This window comes from Pseudomonas sp. Z2-11, assembly GCF_054161305.1.
Window position 1 is genome coordinate 6,183,749 of record NZ_CP096395.1, and the last position, 15,588, is coordinate 6,199,336.

General features: G+C 59.7%; 14 protein-coding genes. 7 read left to right on the top strand and 7 right to left on the bottom strand.

Annotated features, from left to right (window positions below; translation table 11 throughout):
* Positions 1-88: 88 nt before the first annotated feature.
* Both M1E16_RS27720 and M1E16_RS27725 read left to right on the top strand, forming a co-directional pair.
* Positions 89-508 carry an organic hydroperoxide resistance protein gene (locus M1E16_RS27720; protein WP_434559736.1) on the top strand — a complete coding sequence of 140 codons (420 nt, stop codon included), beginning with the start codon at positions 89-91 and terminating at the stop codon, positions 506-508.
* Positions 509-540: 32 nt separating this feature from the next.
* Positions 541-864, top strand: coding sequence for a hypothetical protein (locus M1E16_RS27725; protein ID WP_434570720.1), 324 nt, complete (start codon positions 541-543; stop codon positions 862-864).
* 192 nt (positions 865-1,056) lie between these two features.
* Here the strand turns inward: M1E16_RS27725 and M1E16_RS27730 are convergent, their stop codons facing one another.
* From M1E16_RS27730 to M1E16_RS27740, 3 genes are all read right to left on the bottom strand, one after another.
* The gene (locus M1E16_RS27730) at positions 1,057-1,845 is read right to left on the bottom strand and encodes an SDR family NAD(P)-dependent oxidoreductase (RefSeq protein WP_434673174.1); all 789 of its coding nucleotides are present in this window, start codon (positions 1,843-1,845) and stop codon (positions 1,057-1,059) included.
* Positions 1,846-2,230: 385 nt separating this feature from the next.
* Complete coding sequence (locus M1E16_RS27735; RefSeq protein ID WP_198796133.1) at positions 2,231-3,118, bottom strand: lysophospholipid acyltransferase; 888 nt, start codon at positions 3,116-3,118, stop codon at positions 2,231-2,233.
* Positions 3,119-3,161: 43 nt separating this feature from the next.
* Positions 3,162-3,719, bottom strand: a complete 558-nt coding sequence (locus tag M1E16_RS27740; protein WP_305497757.1) for a DNA-3-methyladenine glycosylase I — start codon at positions 3,717-3,719, stop codon at positions 3,162-3,164.
* A gap of 81 nt (positions 3,720-3,800) precedes the next feature.
* On the opposite strand from M1E16_RS27740, the gene glyQ reads away from it, so the two are divergent.
* From glyQ to M1E16_RS27760, 4 genes are all read left to right on the top strand, one after another.
* On the top strand, positions 3,801-4,754 hold the full coding sequence (gene glyQ / locus M1E16_RS27745; RefSeq protein ID WP_022641565.1) for a glycine--tRNA ligase subunit alpha: 954 nt from the start codon (positions 3,801-3,803) through the stop codon (positions 4,752-4,754).
* Entirely contained in the window at positions 4,751-6,805 is a 2,055-nt protein-coding gene (glyS, locus tag M1E16_RS27750; RefSeq protein WP_458128877.1) for a glycine--tRNA ligase subunit beta, read from the top strand. Before glyQ ends, glyS begins: the two co-directional genes overlap by 4 nt.
* A gap of 3 nt (positions 6,806-6,808) precedes the next feature.
* Positions 6,809-7,342 (top strand): D-glycero-beta-D-manno-heptose 1,7-bisphosphate 7-phosphatase, encoded by a 534-nt coding sequence (gene gmhB / locus M1E16_RS27755; protein WP_434696345.1) that lies wholly within the window; start codon positions 6,809-6,811, stop codon positions 7,340-7,342.
* Between the two features lie 80 nt (positions 7,343-7,422).
* Positions 7,423-8,202 (top strand): lysophospholipid acyltransferase family protein, encoded by a 780-nt coding sequence (locus M1E16_RS27760; protein WP_434696344.1) that lies wholly within the window; start codon positions 7,423-7,425, stop codon positions 8,200-8,202.
* A 166-nt stretch (positions 8,203-8,368) separates the two neighbouring features.
* Here M1E16_RS27760 and M1E16_RS27765 read toward each other — a convergent pair whose 3' ends face one another.
* Entirely contained in the window at positions 8,369-9,886 is a 1,518-nt protein-coding gene (locus M1E16_RS27765; protein ID WP_458128878.1) for an ATP-binding protein, read from the bottom strand.
* Between the two features lie 232 nt (positions 9,887-10,118).
* On the opposite strand from M1E16_RS27765, the gene M1E16_RS27770 reads away from it, so the two are divergent.
* Entirely contained in the window at positions 10,119-10,853 is a 735-nt protein-coding gene (locus M1E16_RS27770; RefSeq protein ID WP_458128879.1) for a response regulator transcription factor, read from the top strand.
* Between the two features lie 59 nt (positions 10,854-10,912).
* On the opposite strand, the gene gyrB is transcribed toward M1E16_RS27770, so the two are convergent.
* The 3 genes from gyrB to dnaN are packed head-to-tail and all read right to left on the bottom strand — an operon-like array spanning position 10,913 to position 15,557.
* Positions 10,913-13,330 carry a DNA topoisomerase (ATP-hydrolyzing) subunit B gene (gene gyrB, locus M1E16_RS27775; protein WP_305497752.1) on the bottom strand — a complete coding sequence of 806 codons (2,418 nt, stop codon included), beginning with the start codon at positions 13,328-13,330 and terminating at the stop codon, positions 10,913-10,915.
* 5 nt (positions 13,331-13,335) lie between these two features.
* Positions 13,336-14,439 (bottom strand): DNA replication/repair protein RecF, encoded by a 1,104-nt coding sequence (gene recF / locus M1E16_RS27780; RefSeq protein WP_305497751.1) that lies wholly within the window; start codon positions 14,437-14,439, stop codon positions 13,336-13,338.
* Positions 14,440-14,453: 14 nt separating this feature from the next.
* Entirely contained in the window at positions 14,454-15,557 is a 1,104-nt protein-coding gene (gene dnaN / locus M1E16_RS27785; protein ID WP_007903001.1) for a DNA polymerase III subunit beta, read from the bottom strand.
* Positions 15,558-15,588 lie beyond the last annotated feature (31 nt).

The following is a 15,588-nucleotide window of genomic DNA, read 5'->3' on the forward strand; positions in this document are numbered from 1 at the left end:
GCGTTAACTTTAGCGCCACTGATTAGCGCACAAACATTTAGCGCAAGCCAAACTCAATCAGACCCATCAGGAAAAAAGGAAACCCCACATGAACGTTCTCTACACCGCAGTCGCAACCTCCACCGGTGGCCGTGATGGCCGTGCTGTTTCCAGCGACAAGATCCTCGACGTGAAACTGGCCACGCCAAAAGCCTTGGGCGGTGCCGGTGGTGAAGCCACCAACCCTGAGCAGTTGTTCGCAGCCGGCTACTCCGCCTGCTTCATCGGCGCATTGAAATTTGTCGCCAGCCAAAGCAAACGCAGCATTCCGGCTGACGCCTCGATCACGGCACACGTCGGCATCGGCCAGATCCCTGGCGGTTTCGGTCTGGACATCGACCTGCACATCAGCCTGCCAGGTCTGGATCAAGCCGATGCTCAAGCGCTGGTCGACGCGGCTCACCAGGTTTGCCCGTACTCCAACGCGACCCGCGGCAACGTCGACGTCCGTTTGCACGTCGCCGTCTAACTCACTCATCTACGACTAATAAGGATCAGGACATGAACACTTTCAGCAAAACACTCGTTGGCTCGCTTCTGGCACTGTCGCTCGGCAATGCGTTCGCGACTTCTTTTGTTCAACCTACATTCGCTGAGGGCGGTTCGGATCGCCTGATCGAAAAACGAATAGCCGAAGGTGGCTCCGATCGGCTGATCGAGAAACGCATAGCCGAAGGCGGCTCGGATCGCCTGATCGAAAACCGGGTAGCAGAAGGCGGCTCCGATCGTCTTATCGAGAAACGCGTAGCCGAAGGTGGTTCCGATCGTCTGATCGAGTTACGGGTAGCCGAAGTTGGCTCGGATCGCCTGGGCGAGAACGGCTAGCTGAAGGGGCTCGGATCGCCTGCAAAGAGGGCGGGCTGAACAATCCTTTCAACGCTACGAAAGTTGGTCAAATCAACCAATGTTGCTTCCAAAAGAAAAAACGCCGCTTCTCTCGGATGAGGAAGCGGCGTTTTTTTGCATGACGTCATGGGAACCGGAGCAAGGACACTTGCCATGCTCTTGGCAACGCAGCTAAACGATGCTGTCCACCACACCGCCGTCAACTCGCAGCGCCGCTCCGGTGGTGGCCGAGGCCTGTTCCGAGCTGGCATAGATAATCATGTTGGCGACTTCCTCTACCCGTGCCGCGCGCTGGATGATCGAGGTGCTGCGGTGCTCGTTGACGAAATCTGCCGCGACCTTCTCCAGGCTTTCCCCGCTGCGCTCGACGTCCGCCTGGAGCATCTTGGCAACTCCTTCGGACAGTGTCGGTCCAGGCAATACCGAGTTCACCGTCACGCCCGTGCCCGCTAGGCGTTTGGCCAGGCCACGAGCGATTGAAAGCTGGGCGGTCTTGGTGAAGCCATAGTGGATCATGTCGGCCGGAATGTTCACGCCCGACTCCGACGAGACAAACACTATCCGCCCCCAACCACGCTCGACCATGCCCTGCGCGTAGGCCCTGGAAACACGCACGCCCGACATCACGTTGGTTTCGAAGAAACGCTGCCATTCGCTGTCCGGCGTCTCGAAGAAGTCTTCCTGCTTGAAAATGCCCAGGTTGTTGATGACGATATCGAAACTTGGATGCTTGGCGATCAACGCCTGGCAGCCAGGTTCGTTGCTGAGATCGCCAACAAAGCCTGTCGCCCTGGAAGCCAGATTGCCCAGGCGCTGCAACGCGTCCTCCACGCTGCTCTCGCTGCGCCCGTTGATGACGACCTGGGCACCGGCTTCCAGAAAACCTTTGGCGGTCGCAAAACCGATGCCGCTGGTGGAACCGGTGACCAATACGTTACGTCCGGTGAAGTCGATGTTCATGAGCGTGACTCCTTTAATTGATGGATCAAAGGGACAAGGCGATATTTTTGGCCGGGCAATACGCCGGCCCCCCGGATATCGCAGGTACTCATCATGGACACGATTGATGATTTGCGCCTGTCCTCAGCTAATGATTGAGAGCGGCGCCGATGAGTTGGAGTTCGTTCGCGATGGTGATGTATGGGTGAATATCTTTTCGCGAGCAGGCTCGCTCCCACCGGTTGATGTTGTGCATATCGATGAAGGGCCGCTGCGCAGCCCAGCGGGAGCAAGCTCCCTCGCCACGGGGAGGGTGGGGACAGTCAGTCATGTGGCGACTGTCAGGGCGCTATCGCGAGCAAGCTCGCTCCCACAGGGTTCGCGGTGCGCCATCCAGAACAGGTTTTCAGTACCACCGCGCCTCGCCCGGCGGGCGTTTCTTGAAGCGTTTCATGCTCCACATGTACTGGCTCGGGTAGGCCCGTACATAACGCTCGACCACTTTGCTCATGGCGGCGCAGGCGGTTTCGGTGTCGGTGCTGTACATCTCGTCCGGGGCGGCTTCGAGGATGACTTTGTAGCCGGAGCCGTCCGGCAGGCGCAGGGCGTGGAGGAAGACGCCCACCGCCTTGCCGCCGGCGAGCATGTTCGGCACGAACTTGCTGGTCAGGGCCTGGGTGGCGAAGAAGGGCACGAAGATGCCGGCGGATTCGGACGGCTCCGGATCGGCGGGGATCCCCACCTGGCCGCCCTTGCGCACTTCCTTGATGACGCTGAGGATGCCTTCCTTGGTGGACGCCGCGACCTTGTTGCCCAATTGCACGCGTTGCTTCTGCAGCAATTCATCCACCGCCTTGAGCTTGGGCGGGCGGTAGAAAATGATCGGTTTGCACTGGCTGCAATAGAAGTGGTTGAGCACTTCCCAGTTACCCAGGTGGCTGGTGATGCCGACCACGCCTTTGCCCGAGGCCAGCGCTTCTTTCAACACCTCCAGGCCTTCGACTTCGCGCACCAGTTCGATGGAGCGCTGGGCCGGCCAGATCCAGGCACAGGCACTTTCGGTCAGGGATTTGCCGATGTCCTTGAGACTCTGGCCCACCAGGCGCTCGCGCTCGGCCGGGTCCATCTCGGGAAAACACTTGGCGAGGTTGATCCGCACCACGTCGCGGGAGCGGTTGGGTAATTTCCACATGAGCCAGCCAATGGCCGAGCCCACCGCCTGCACCGCTCGCCAAGGGAGCAGCGCAAACAACCGCAGAGCGCCGACCAGCAAGGCGCCTTTCAACTTATCCACAGGTCACTCCTGAATTCATGGGCCGTGTTGCGAGCCGGCTATTCTAACCACCGTTTACCAACTCGGCGTAGCGGTCGCAGTCCTGGGTGTGGTCCATGACCATGCCCGAGGCCTGCATCAAGGCGTAGCAGATGGTCGGGCCGACGAAGGTGAACCCGGCTTTTTTCAGGCCTTTGCTCATCGCCAGTGCCTCGGGGGTGATGGCCGGCACTTCGGTGCGGTCCTTGAAATGGTTGATGATCGGTTGGTTGCCTACGAACGACCAGAGGAATGCCACCGGGTCTTCCAGCGCCAGCCAGGCCTGGGCATTGCGCCGGGCTGCCTTGAGCTTGAGGCGGTTGCGGATAATGCCGGGGTCGAGCATCAGTTCATCGATTTCGGCGTCGCTCATCTGCGCCACCCGTTGTACATCGAAGCCGTAGAGCACTTCCCGATAACGTTCGCGTTTGCGCAAAACGGTGATCCAGGACAGACCGGCCTGGAACCCTTCGAGCAGAAGCAACTCGAACAAACCCTGCGCATCGCGCAGCGGCGTCCCCCACTCCTGATCGTGATAAGCCATGTACAACGGATCTTCGGAACACCAAAAGCAGCGTGGCATAAGGCTCCAGGGGGCGTGCGCACGAACGAATCGGGTATACTCCCGCTCTTTAAATCGCAGCCCAAGAAACAGGTGAATTTCGTGAGCCAGCCTACGCCAGCCGTGCGTACCTTCCAAGACTTGATCCTCGCCCTCCAGCAATACTGGGCCGAGCAAGGTTGCGTGGTACTTCAGCCCTACGATATGGAAGTAGGCGCCGGCACTTTCCACACTGCCACGTTTCTGCGTGCCATCGGCCCGGAAACCTGGAACGCCGCTTATGTGCAACCAAGCCGCCGCCCGACTGACGGCCGCTACGGCGAAAACCCGAACCGCCTGCAGCATTACTATCAATTTCAGGTCGTGCTGAAGCCGAACCCGGAAAACTTCCAGGAGCTGTACCTGGGTTCCCTCAAACACGTGGGCCTCGACCCGCTGGTGCACGACATTCGTTTCGTCGAAGACAACTGGGAATCGCCAACCCTGGGCGCCTGGGGCCTGGGCTGGGAAGTCTGGCTCAACGGCATGGAAGTGACCCAATTCACCTACTTCCAGCAAGCGGGCGGCATCGAATGCTACCCGGTGACCGGTGAGATCACCTACGGCCTGGAACGCCTGGCCATGTACCTGCAAGGCGTGGATTCGGTCTACGACCTGGTATGGGCCGACGGTCCGTTCGGCAAAGTGACGTATGGCGACGTGTTCCATCAGAACGAAGTGGAGCAATCGACCTACAACTTCGAACACGCCAACGTCGACAAGCTGTTCGAGTTGTTCGATTTCTATGAAAGCGAAGCCAAGCGCCTGATCGAACTGGACCAGCCGCTGCCGCTGCCGAGTTATGAAATGGTCTTGAAGGCATCTCATACCTTCAATCTGCTGGATGCACGCCGGGCGATTTCCGTGACCGCGCGCCAGCAATACATCCTGCGTGTGCGCACCCTGGCGCGTTCCGTCGCGCAAGCCTACCTGCTGGCCCGTGCCAAGCTGGGCTTCCCGATGGCGACCCCGGACCTGCGTGATGAAGTGTTGGCTAAGCTGGAGGCTGCACAATGAGTGCTCAAGATTTTCTGGTTGAACTGGGCACCGAAGAACTGCCACCCAAAGCCCTGAACACCCTGGCCGATGCATTCCTGGCCGGCATCGAGAAAGGCCTGCAAGCCGCTGGCCTGAACTTCGAAACCAAGCATGTCTACGCCGCGCCGCGCCGCCTGGCCGTGCTGATCACCGCCCTGGCGACGCAACAGCCGGACCGCAGCATCAACCTCGACGGCCCGCCCGTGCAAGCCGCGTTCGATGCCGACGGTAACCCGACCCAGGCCGCCCTGGGCTTCGCCAAGAAGTGCGGCGTCGATCTGAGCGAAATCGACCAGAGCGGCCCGAAGCTGCGCTACAGCCAGAGCATCAAGGGCAAGCCGACCGCCAGCCTGTTGCCGTCCATCGTCGAAGACTCCCTCAATGACTTGCCGATTCCCAAGCGCATGCGCTGGGCTGCGCGCAAGGAAGAGTTCGTGCGTCCGACCCAATGGCTGGTGATGCTGCTCGGTGACCAGGTCATCGATTGCACGATCCTCGCCCAGAAGGCCGGTCGTGATTCTCGCGGTCACCGTTTCCATCATCCGCAGAGCGTGCGTATCACGTCGCCGGCCAATTACCTGGCCGACCTGCGCGCTGCCTATGTATTGGCCGATTCCAACGAGCGCCGCGAGCTGATCAGCAAACGCACCGAAGAACTGGCGACCGCCCAGGAAGGTACGGCTATCGTGCCGGCCAACCTGCTGGACGAAGTGACCGCGCTGGTGGAATGGCCGGTGCCACTGGTGTGCTCGTTCGAGGAACGCTTCCTTGAAGTGCCCCAGGAAGCGCTGATCACCACCATGCAGGACAATCAGAAATACTTCTGCCTGCTGGACGCCGAAGGCAAGTTGCTGCCGCGCTTCATCACGGTGGCCAACATCGAAAGCAAGGACCCGCAGCAGATCATCGCTGGTAACGAAAAAGTCGTGCGCCCGCGTTTGACCGATGCCGAGTTCTTCTTCAAGCAAGACAAGAAGCAGCCCCTGGAAAGCTTCAACGAGCGCCTGCGCAACGTGGTGTTCCAGGAAAAACTCGGCAGCGTCTACGACAAGGCCGAGCGCGTATCGAAACTGGCAGCCTTCATCGCTCCACGCATCGGCGGCGATGCCCAGCGCGCGGCACGTGCCGGCATCCTGTCCAAGTGCGACCTGTCCACCGAGATGGTCGGTGAGTTCCCGGAGATGCAAGGTATCGCCGGTTACTACTACGCCCTCAACGACGGCGAGCCGCAGGATGTTGCCCTGGCGCTGAACGAACAGTACATGCCGCGTGGCGCCGGCGCTGAATTGCCGACCACCCTGACCGGTGCGGCCGTGGCGATCGCCGACAAGCTCGACACCCTGGTCGGCATCTTCGGTATCGGCATGCTGCCCACCGGCAGCAAGGACCCGTACGCACTGCGTCGCGCAGCGCTGGGCGTGCTGCGTATCCTCATCGACAAGCAGCTGGACCTGGACCTGAACGACGCCGTGGCCTTCGCCGTGAATGCGTTCGGCAGCAAGGTCAAGGCTGCCGGCCTGGCCGACGCGGTGCTGGAATTCATTTTCGACCGCCTGCGTGCGCGTTATGAAGACGAAGGTGTCGACGTCGCGACCTACCTGTCGGTGCGAGCCCTGAAACCGGGCTCTGCCCTGGACTTCGACCAACGCGTACAGGCAGTGCAGGCGTTCCGCAAACTGCCGGAAGCGGCAGCGCTGGCGGCGGTGAACAAGCGCGTGTCGAACCTGCTGAGCAAGGCCGAAGGCAACATTGCGGCCGTCGTTGAAGCCAAGTACTTCGACAACGCCAATGAGTTCTCCCTGTACTCGGCGATCCAGCAGGCGGACCAGGCAGTCCAGCCGATGGCAGCGGCGCGTCAGTACAGCGAAACCCTGGCGCGCCTGGCGGCATTGCGTGAACCGGTGGATGCGTTTTTCGAAGCAGTGATGGTCAATGCCGAAGACGCCAATGTGCGAGCCAACCGCTATGCGCTGCTGGCGCGTCTGCGTGGGTTGTTCCTCGGTGTTGCCGATATTTCGCTGTTGGGGTAAGTCTTGAAACTGCTGATTCTCGATCGGGACGGAGTGATCAATCACGACTCCGACGCTTACATCAAGTCGGTGGAGGAGTGGTTGCCGATCCCCGGTTCCATCGAGGCCATCGCGCAGTTGAGCAAGGCCGGCTGGACGGTGGCGGTCGCCACCAACCAGTCGGGCATTGCGCGCGGTTACTACGAACTCGCCGTCCTCGACGCCATGCATGAACGCTTGCGTGAGCTGGTGGCCGGGCAGGGCGGTGACATCGGGCTGATCGTTTATTGCCCACATAGGCCGGACGAAGGCTGCGATTGCCGCAAGCCCAAGCCCGGCATGCTGAAAACCATCGCCGCTCACTATGACGTTGCGCTGTCGGGCGTGTGGTTTGTCGGCGACAGCCTCGGTGACCTGGAGGCGGCGAAGGCCGTCGATTGTCAGCCAGTTTTGGTCAAGACCGGAAAAGGCGAAAAGACTCTGGGCAAGACCCTACCGGTGGGCACCTTGATTTTTGACGACCTGGCGGCGGTTGCCGCTGAACTTATCCACAATTAGAGCTCCCAAGACATCCTGATCAAGGATTGTTCGGGAAGCGCTTGAACAGGCGGGCATTGCCCGCAATGGTAAACGCCGCTATGTCGATATTGCAGGCCATCAGAAGCTTCCTCTTTTACCTGCTGCTGGGCACCAGTTCCTTGTTGTGGTGCACGTTGAGTTTTTTTGTCGCGCCGTTCATGTCGTTCAGGACGCGCTACCGCTTCATCAATGTTTACTGGTGCCGTTGCGCACTCTGGCTGAGCAAGGTGTTTCTGGGCATCCGCTACGAAGTGAAAGGTGCCGAGAATGTGCCTGAGCGCCCTTGCGTCATCCAGTCCAACCACCAGAGCACCTGGGAGACCTTCTTTCTCTCGGCTTATTTCGAACCGTTGAGCCAGGTGCTCAAGCGCGAGCTGCTGTTCGTACCGTTCTTCGGCTGGGCCATGGCGATGCTGCGCCCGATTGCCATCGACCGTGACAACCCGAAGGTTGCCCTCAAGCAGGTAGCGCAAAAAGGCGATGTGCTGCTCAAGGACAACGTTTGGGTACTGATCTTTCCCGAGGGCACTCGCGTACCTTACGGGACCATCGGCAAGTTTTCCCGCAGTGGCTCCGCACTGGCGGTAAACGCCGGCCTGCCGGTGCTGCCGATTGCACACAATGCGGGCAAATTCTGGCCCAAGGCCGGCTGGGTCAGAACACCAGGCGTTATCACGGTGGTCATCGGCGCCCCCATGTATGCAGAGGGCAGTGGGCCGCGCGCGATTGCCGAGCTGAACGACCGTGTACAGGCTTGGAATGAACAGACGCAACGGGAATTGGGCTCGCTTCCTCCGGCCCCTGCTGCGCCGGCCGCGGCGGACAAGTTAGCTGTATGAGAATTGTGGATAACCTGTGTACCGTTTTTTCGGATTTCGTCAGTTTTAACGTTTAACTCATTGTTTTTAATACATATTTCTTAAAAACCTAAAACCTTGTACGAGGTGCATAAGTTTTTATAGCGCACTGAAAAAGGTCGCTGCCTTACCAAGGCCGCGATCTTTTTTATTCCTCCAACAACGGAAAGCGCAGGCTGAACGTAGTGCCTTCGTTTACCACGCTACGGCAATCGATTTGCCCACCATGACGGTCCACGACCGCCTTGACCATCGACAGCCCCAAACCGATGCCATCCACGCCATGGGCCGAGGAAAACCGTCGGTACTGGACGAACAGCTCCGGCAGTTCCTGCGCGCCGATGCCCTTGCCCTGATCAACGACGTCACACGTCAACCAGCCCTGAGCACAACGGACCTGCAACGCTACACACGTATCAGGCGCACTGTACTTGATAGCGTTCTCCAACAAGTTGAACAGGGCGCGGGTCAGCAGGGATTGGTCAGCGCTGATCAGCGCTTCTTCATCGTCGAGTTGGTGTTCCAACCGAATACTCCTGGCCTGGGCAACAGGCAATGCCTGGTCGATCACGTCCAGGACCAGCATAGCGAACAGGCTCGGTTGGAACTGGTAGGCCTCGGACTCGGCCTTGGCCAACTGCACAAACCCATCGGTCAGCTCCAAGGCGCGGCGCACCTGGCGCTCGATCTGGTCAAATAGCGGCTTGTCGGCACCGGCCTGATGCCGCTGCACATCGAGCAGCGCCAGGATCGCCGAATGGGGCGCGCGCAAATCGTGGGAGAGAAAACGAAGCATGACGCTGCGCTGCTCTTCGGCTTCCCGTTCAGCACTCAGATCAGTCAGGCTGAGCAGCCAGCCAATGGGCACATCACCGTCCACCGGCAACAGCGCGGCACGTTCCAGTCGCAAGCTGCGCTCGCGGGTATCGCGAAATTCAACCAGTGGTAACGTGGACAACCGGTGGGCAGGGGAGTGGACCAATGCCGGATAACCCAACCGCGCCAATTCCTCCAGCACATCACTGCCCGCCAAAGCGTGACCGAACAACTCGCGAGCCTTGCGATTACCCAGCAACAGGTTGCCCTGTGGATCACTGATCATCGTTGCTACCGGCAGGTACTCCAGGCCGTCGGCGATAAATCGGCGCGTGTCCCGGGTTCGGCTCATGGCTTGTTCCAAGGCCATGATCTGGCCCTGCAAGCGATCACTGCCGGTGTAGGAAGCGCGCCGGCGCTCCGGGAAGACCTTGGGTTCCGCATCCAGGCGCGCCAGCTCCCAGCCGAAATAAGCCAACACCACGCTCAGGCGCCGCCAGTTCCAGACCAGATAACCCAGCAGCATGCCCAACAGGCTGGCCACCGGCGACCACGCCCAACCCTGCGCACCCAGCAATGCGCTGAGTAGCAGGGCCAGGCCCATTCCGCCCAACGTCGCGCTCAATGCGAAGTGCGGGCGCAACAGCAGCAAACCCAATACACAGCCAACCAGACACACCGACAGCAATGCTGCGCCCGGCCCGTTGCGTGCCGACTGCAGGCTGAACGAAACCAGCGCGGTCATTGGTAGCAACAACAGACTTATCCACAATCCTTCACGCATCAATTGTCGGAACAATCGCTGCACCTGGGTCGGTTCACGGCTTTCACGGCGACGCGGGGGGTTCATAAATACCTTGGCGGAAGATCGGACGGTTTATACATGCGGGCAGCCTCCAGCTCACAGCTGCGGCCAAGACTATAACGGACTTGATGATGGCAATGCGGCTGCCTTTCACTTCGCATCGCGAGCCGGTATTGTCGCAGCCAGTGACAGCTCAACGACGACGAACCAGCCACCGGCTGCTTTTGATTGCCAACTGAGAATGTCCGTTATTCTTGAAACCAAGGAATCGCATTCCATGCGTGTCGCCATACTGGACGATGAACCGGCCGAGTTGCGCCGGGTGGAGCAGACACTGCAGCAAATTCCCGGCAGGGGAGAGCCCGCCTGGACACTGCACAGTTTCGAACGGGGTGAAGACCTGCTGCGACAACTGCGCAGGGAAACGTTTGACCTGTTGATCCTGGATTGGCAATTACCAGACATCACTGGCTTGTCCTTGCTGCGCTGGACGCGCGAGCACATGGATTCGCCACCAGCGGCCATCATGCTCACCAGCCGCGACGGCGAGCATGACATCGTCCAGGCCCTCAACGCCGGTGCCGATGACTACGTCAGTAAACCTTTCCGTCCCAACGAACTCAAGGCCCGGGTCACCGCGGTGCTAAGGCGTCACAACCTGCAACGCACCCCGACCACTGAAGTGCTGGTGTTCAATGACCTCGAATTCGACGATGCCGAATTGACCGTTACCCGCGCCGGTATCCCCATCAGCCTGACTGAACGGGAGTACCGCCTGGCCCGCTGCCTGTTCGCCAACCTGGGCCGGCCGCTGTCACGGGAATATTTTTATGAGCGCTTCTGGACCCATGAAGAAATGACGTCGTCGCGCCCGCTCGACACCCACATCTATCGCCTGCGCAACAAGCTCGGGCTAACCGCTGATCGCGGCTGGCAGTTGTTGACGATCTACGGTTACGGATATCGGTTGGAGAGTGTGGCGGCAGGCAGTGAGGCTTCGGTAGCCAGTTAGCATAAAAAAAGGCCAACGCATGAGCGTTGGCCTTTTTCGTTGGGGCAGGGCAAGCCGGATCAGAAATCCAGGTTGGACACCGCCAACGCGTTGCTCTCGATGAAGTCACGACGGGGCTCGACCGCATCACCCATCAGGGTGTTGAAGATCTGGTCCGCGCCAATGGCGTCTTCGATGGTCACTTTCAGCATGCGGCGCGAGCCCGGGTCCATGGTGGTTTCCCACAGCTGATCCGGGTTCATCTCACCCAACCCTTTGTATCGCTGGATGGTATGGCGCTTGGTGCTTTCGGCCATCAGCCATTCAAGGGCTTCCTTGAACTCGGTCACGGCTTTCTTGCGCTCACCACGTTGGATGTATGCACCTTCGTCCAGCAGCGTGCTCAGTTGCGCGCCGAGGGATACGACGGTCTTGTAGTCGTTGCTGCCGAAGAAATCGCGGTTGAAGGTGACGTAGTTCGACAGACCGTGGGAGATCAGTTCAACCTCCGGCAGCCAGACGTTACGCTCACGGTCTTCACGCAGGCTGGCTTTGTAGACCAGGCCGGATTTTTCCACGGTACGCAGGCGTACTTCGTACTGGGCCAGCCAGTCCTGCATCGCTGCGTGGTCGGACAGCTGCTCGAGGCTGACGGCCGGCAGGTAAATGAAGTGCTCGGTCAGTTCCTGCGGGTACAGGCGTGACAGGCGCTTGAGGGTCTTCATCACCAGGCGGAAGTCATTCACCAGGCGCTCAAGGGCTTCACCGGAAATGCCTGGGGCATCTTCGTTCAGGTGCAGGCTCGCGTCTTCCAGGGCCGACTGCGTCATGTACTCTTCCATGGCGTCGTCGTCTTTGATGTATTGCTCTTGCTTGCCTTTCTTGACCTTGTACAAAGGCGGCTGGGCGATATAGATGTAGCCGCGCTCGATCAGCTCCGGCAACTGACGGAAGAAGAACGTCAGCAGCAAGGTGCGGATGTGCGAACCGTCGACGTCGGCGTCGGTCATGATGATGATGTTGTGATAGCGCAGCTTGTCGATGTTGTACTCTTCGCGGCCGATGCCACAGCCCAGCGCGGTGATCAGCGTACCGACCTCCTGGGAAGAGATCATCTTGTCGAAGCGCGCCTTCTCGACGTTGAGGATCTTGCCCTTGAGCGGCAGGATCGCCTGGGTACGACGGTTGCGGCCCTGCTTGGCGGAACCGCCAGCAGAGTCACCTTCCACCAGGTACAGCTCGGACAGGGCAGGGTCCTTCTCCTGGCAGTCGGCCAGTTTGCCCGGCAGGCCGGCGATGTCCAGCGCGCCTTTGCGACGAGTCATCTCGCGGGCCTTGCGCGCCGCTTCACGGGCACGGGCGGCGTCGATCATCTTGCCGACCACCAGCTTGGCTTCGTTCGGGTTCTCGAGCAGGAAGTCGGAGAAGTACTTGCCCATCTCCTGTTCGACGGCGGTCTTCACTTCGGAAGACACCAGCTTGTCCTTGGTCTGGGAACTGAACTTCGGATCCGGCACCTTCACCGAGATGATCGCGGTCAGACCTTCACGGGCGTCGTCACCGGTGGTGGCGACTTTGTGCTTCTTCGCCAGCCCTTCCTGTTCGATGTAGTTGTTCAGGTTACGCGTCAGCGCTGAACGGAAGCCCACCAGGTGAGTACCACCATCGCGCTGCGGAATGTTGTTGGTAAAGCACAACAGGTTCTCGTTGAAGCTGTCGTTCCACTGCAGGGCGATTTCCACGCCGATTCCGTCTTCACGCTGGACGTTGAAGTGGAACACCTGGTTGACCGGGGTCTTGTTGGTGTTCAGGTACTCGACGAATGCCCGCAGGCCGCCTTCGTACTTGAACAGCTCTTCCTTGCCGCTGCGCTCGTCCTTGAGGACGATGCCGACACCGGAGTTCAGGAAGGACAGCTCACGAATCCGCTTGGCCAGGATATCCCAGCTGAAGTGGATGTTCTTGAAGGTTTCGCTGGAGGCCTTGAAGTGAATCTGGGTCCCCGTGGACTCACTGTCGCCAACGATTGCCATCGGCGCCTGAGGCACGCCGTGGACGTAGGTCTGTTCCCAGATCTTGCCGCTGCGGCGAACAGTGAGAACAAGCTTCTCGGACAGCGCGTTTACAACCGACACACCTACACCGTGCAGACCGCCAGAGACTTTGTAGGAGTTGTCGTCGAACTTACCGCCGGCGTGCAATACGGTCATGATGACCTCAGCCGCGGAAACGCCTTCTTCTTTGTGTACGTCTACCGGGATGCCACGGCCGTTGTCGCGAACGGTGATGGACTCATCCGGGTGGATAATGATGCTGATGTCGTCGCAATGACCGGCAAGGGCTTCGTCGATGGAGTTGTCGACCACCTCGAACACCATGTGGTGCAGACCGCTGCCATCGTCGGTGTCACCAATGTACATACCGGGACGTTTGCGTACGGCATCCAGGCCTTTAAGCACTTTAATGCTCGTTGAGTCGTACGTGTTTTCTTCGCTCAATGCCTTCACTCCCGATGGTCGTGGGTCTGGGTGATACGGCCCTGTTCCACGTGGAACAGAGCGACTGGCGTTTCCGTCTGCCAGCCTTCCCTCAATAATTCGTGGTCTACACAGGTGATGAATACCTGGCAGCGTAAGTCTTCCAGCAAGCGGCAAAGCGCACGGCGGTGGGTCTCGTCCAGTTCGGACGGCAAGTCGTCCACCAGATAAATACACTGACCGCGACGGGCCTGGCTGACCAAGTGCCCTTGGGCGATACGCAAGGCGCACACCACTAACTTCTGCTGACCGCGGGACAATATGTCCGCGGCATTGTGTGCGCCCAGTCTGAGACGCAAGTCAGCACGTTGTGGTCCGGCCTGGGTATGTCCCATCTGCTGATCACGCTGCAGTGACCCAGCCAGCACGGCGCTCAACTCCCGGTCCTTGTCCCAGCCTCGGTAATAGCTGAGCGTCAGTCCCTCAAGCTCAACCAGTTCGCTCAAGGTCTGTTCGAAGACCGGTTTCAAGGCTTTTATATAAGCGCGGCGGTATTCATCGATTTCGGCGCTGGCTTGGCACAGCTCTCTGTCCCAAACCGCCTGCGAAACGGCGTCAAGTGTACCATGTCGCAGCCAAGAGTTTCGCTGGCGCAGCGCCTTCTGCAAGCGCTGCCACGTGGCCATGAAACGTGGTTCCACGTGGAACACACCCCAGTCGAGAAACTGCCGGCGAATCTTCGGCGCCCCTTCCAACAACCGAAAACTGTCCGGATTGATCAGCTGCAACGGGAGAATTTCCGCCAGTTGTGCTGCGCTACGGGCGTTTTGCCCATCGATGCGAATCTGGAACTCGCCCTGCCGGTCCCTGGAAATCCCCAATGCGCTGTGGCCACCTTCAGCCAGTTCAACCTGGCCAAACACCGTACATGCCAGTTGGTCGTACTGAATGACCGGCAATAGGCGGGTGCTGCGAAACGAACGGGCAAGCCCAAGCAGATGCACGGCTTCGAGGACGCTGGTCTTGCCGCTGCCGTTGGCGCCGTAAAGGATATTGATGCGGGGGGAGGGGGAGAAGGTCACCGGGTGCAGATTGCGCACCGCGGTGACCGAGACGCGACTTAAGGACATCTAGCTGATTCTGATTACAGACGCATCGGCATGACAACGTAAGCCGAATCGTCGTTGTCGGATTCCTGCACCAGTGCACTGCTGTTGGAGTCGGACAGGATCAGACGTACCTGCTCGGTGGTCATCACGCCCAATACGTCCAGCAGATAGCTGACGTTGAAGCCGATTTCCAGGGAGCCACCGTTGTACTCCACGCCTACTTCTTCTTCCGCTTCTTCCTGCTCCGGGTTGTTCGCCTGGATCTTCAGCTGACCGTTGGCCAGTTGCAGACGAATGCCGCGGTACTTCTCGTTGGACAGGATCGCGGTGCGGCTGAAGGCTTCGCGCAGCGCCTGACGATCGCCAAGTACCAGCTTGTCGCCACCTTTGGGCAGGACGCGCTCGTAGTCAGGGAACTTGCCGTCCACCAGTTTCGAAGTGAAGGTGAACTCGCCGGTGGTCGCGCGAATGTGATGCTGGCCCAGGACGATGCTGACGTTGCCATCCGGCTCGGTCAGCAGGCGCGCCAGTTCCAGGATGCCTTTGCGCGGCACGATGACCTGGTGACGATCCGGCTGGCCGATATCGGCTTGCATGGAGCACATCGCCAGGCGGTGACCGTCGGTGGCCACGGCGCGGATGATGCCGGCCGAGACCTCCAGCAGCATGCCGTTGAGGTAATAACGCACGTCCTGCTGGGCCATGGCGAAACTGGTCCGCTCGATCAGGCGACGCAGCTTGCTTTGTTCCAGGCTGCAGGTCAGCGAGCCCGGGCCTTCTTCCACCGTCGGGAAATCGTTGGCTGGCAGGGTCGACAAGGTGAAGCGGCTACGACCGGCCTTGACCACGAGCTTCTGCTCATCGACCTTGATGTCGATCAGCGCGTCGTTTGGCAAGCTCTTGCAGATGTCCATCAGCTTGCGCGCCGGCACGGTGATGGAACCCGGATCGGCCGGCTCTTCAAGTTGGACACGACCGACCAGCTCGACTTCCAGGTCGGTACCGGTCAGCGACAATTGCTGGCCTTCGACAACCAGCAGCACGTTGGAAAGTACCGGCAAGGTCTGGCGGCGTTCGACGACGCCCGCGACCAGTTGCAGGGGTTTCAACAGGGCTTCGCGTTGAATGGTGAAATGCATGGTCTAGTCCCTTGCCTTAATAAGCTGCGCT

Excerpts from the sequence above, each read along its gene's own strand:
- M1E16_RS27720 (WP_434559736.1), top strand. The coding sequence starts at position 89 with ATGAACGTTCTCTACACCGCAGTCGCAACCTCCACCGGTGGCCGTGAT.
- M1E16_RS27725 (WP_434570720.1), top strand. The coding sequence starts at position 541 with ATGAACACTTTCAGCAAAACACTCGTTGGCTCGCTTCTGGCACTGTCG.
- M1E16_RS27730 (WP_434673174.1), bottom strand. The coding sequence starts at position 1,845 with ATGAACATCGACTTCACCGGACGTAACGTATTGGTCACCGGTTCCACC.
- M1E16_RS27740 (WP_305497757.1), bottom strand. The coding sequence starts at position 3,719 with ATGCCACGCTGCTTTTGGTGTTCCGAAGATCCGTTGTACATGGCTTAT.
- glyS (WP_458128877.1), top strand. The coding sequence starts at position 4,751 with ATGAGTGCTCAAGATTTTCTGGTTGAACTGGGCACCGAAGAACTGCCA.
- M1E16_RS27760 (WP_434696344.1), top strand. The coding sequence starts at position 7,423 with ATGTCGATATTGCAGGCCATCAGAAGCTTCCTCTTTTACCTGCTGCTG.
- M1E16_RS27765 (WP_458128878.1), bottom strand. The coding sequence starts at position 9,886 with ATGAACCCCCCGCGTCGCCGTGAAAGCCGTGAACCGACCCAGGTGCAG.
- M1E16_RS27770 (WP_458128879.1), top strand. The coding sequence starts at position 10,119 with ATGCGTGTCGCCATACTGGACGATGAACCGGCCGAGTTGCGCCGGGTG.
- recF (WP_305497751.1), bottom strand. The coding sequence starts at position 14,439 with ATGTCCTTAAGTCGCGTCTCGGTCACCGCGGTGCGCAATCTGCACCCG.
- dnaN (WP_007903001.1), bottom strand. The coding sequence starts at position 15,557 with ATGCATTTCACCATTCAACGCGAAGCCCTGTTGAAACCCCTGCAACTG.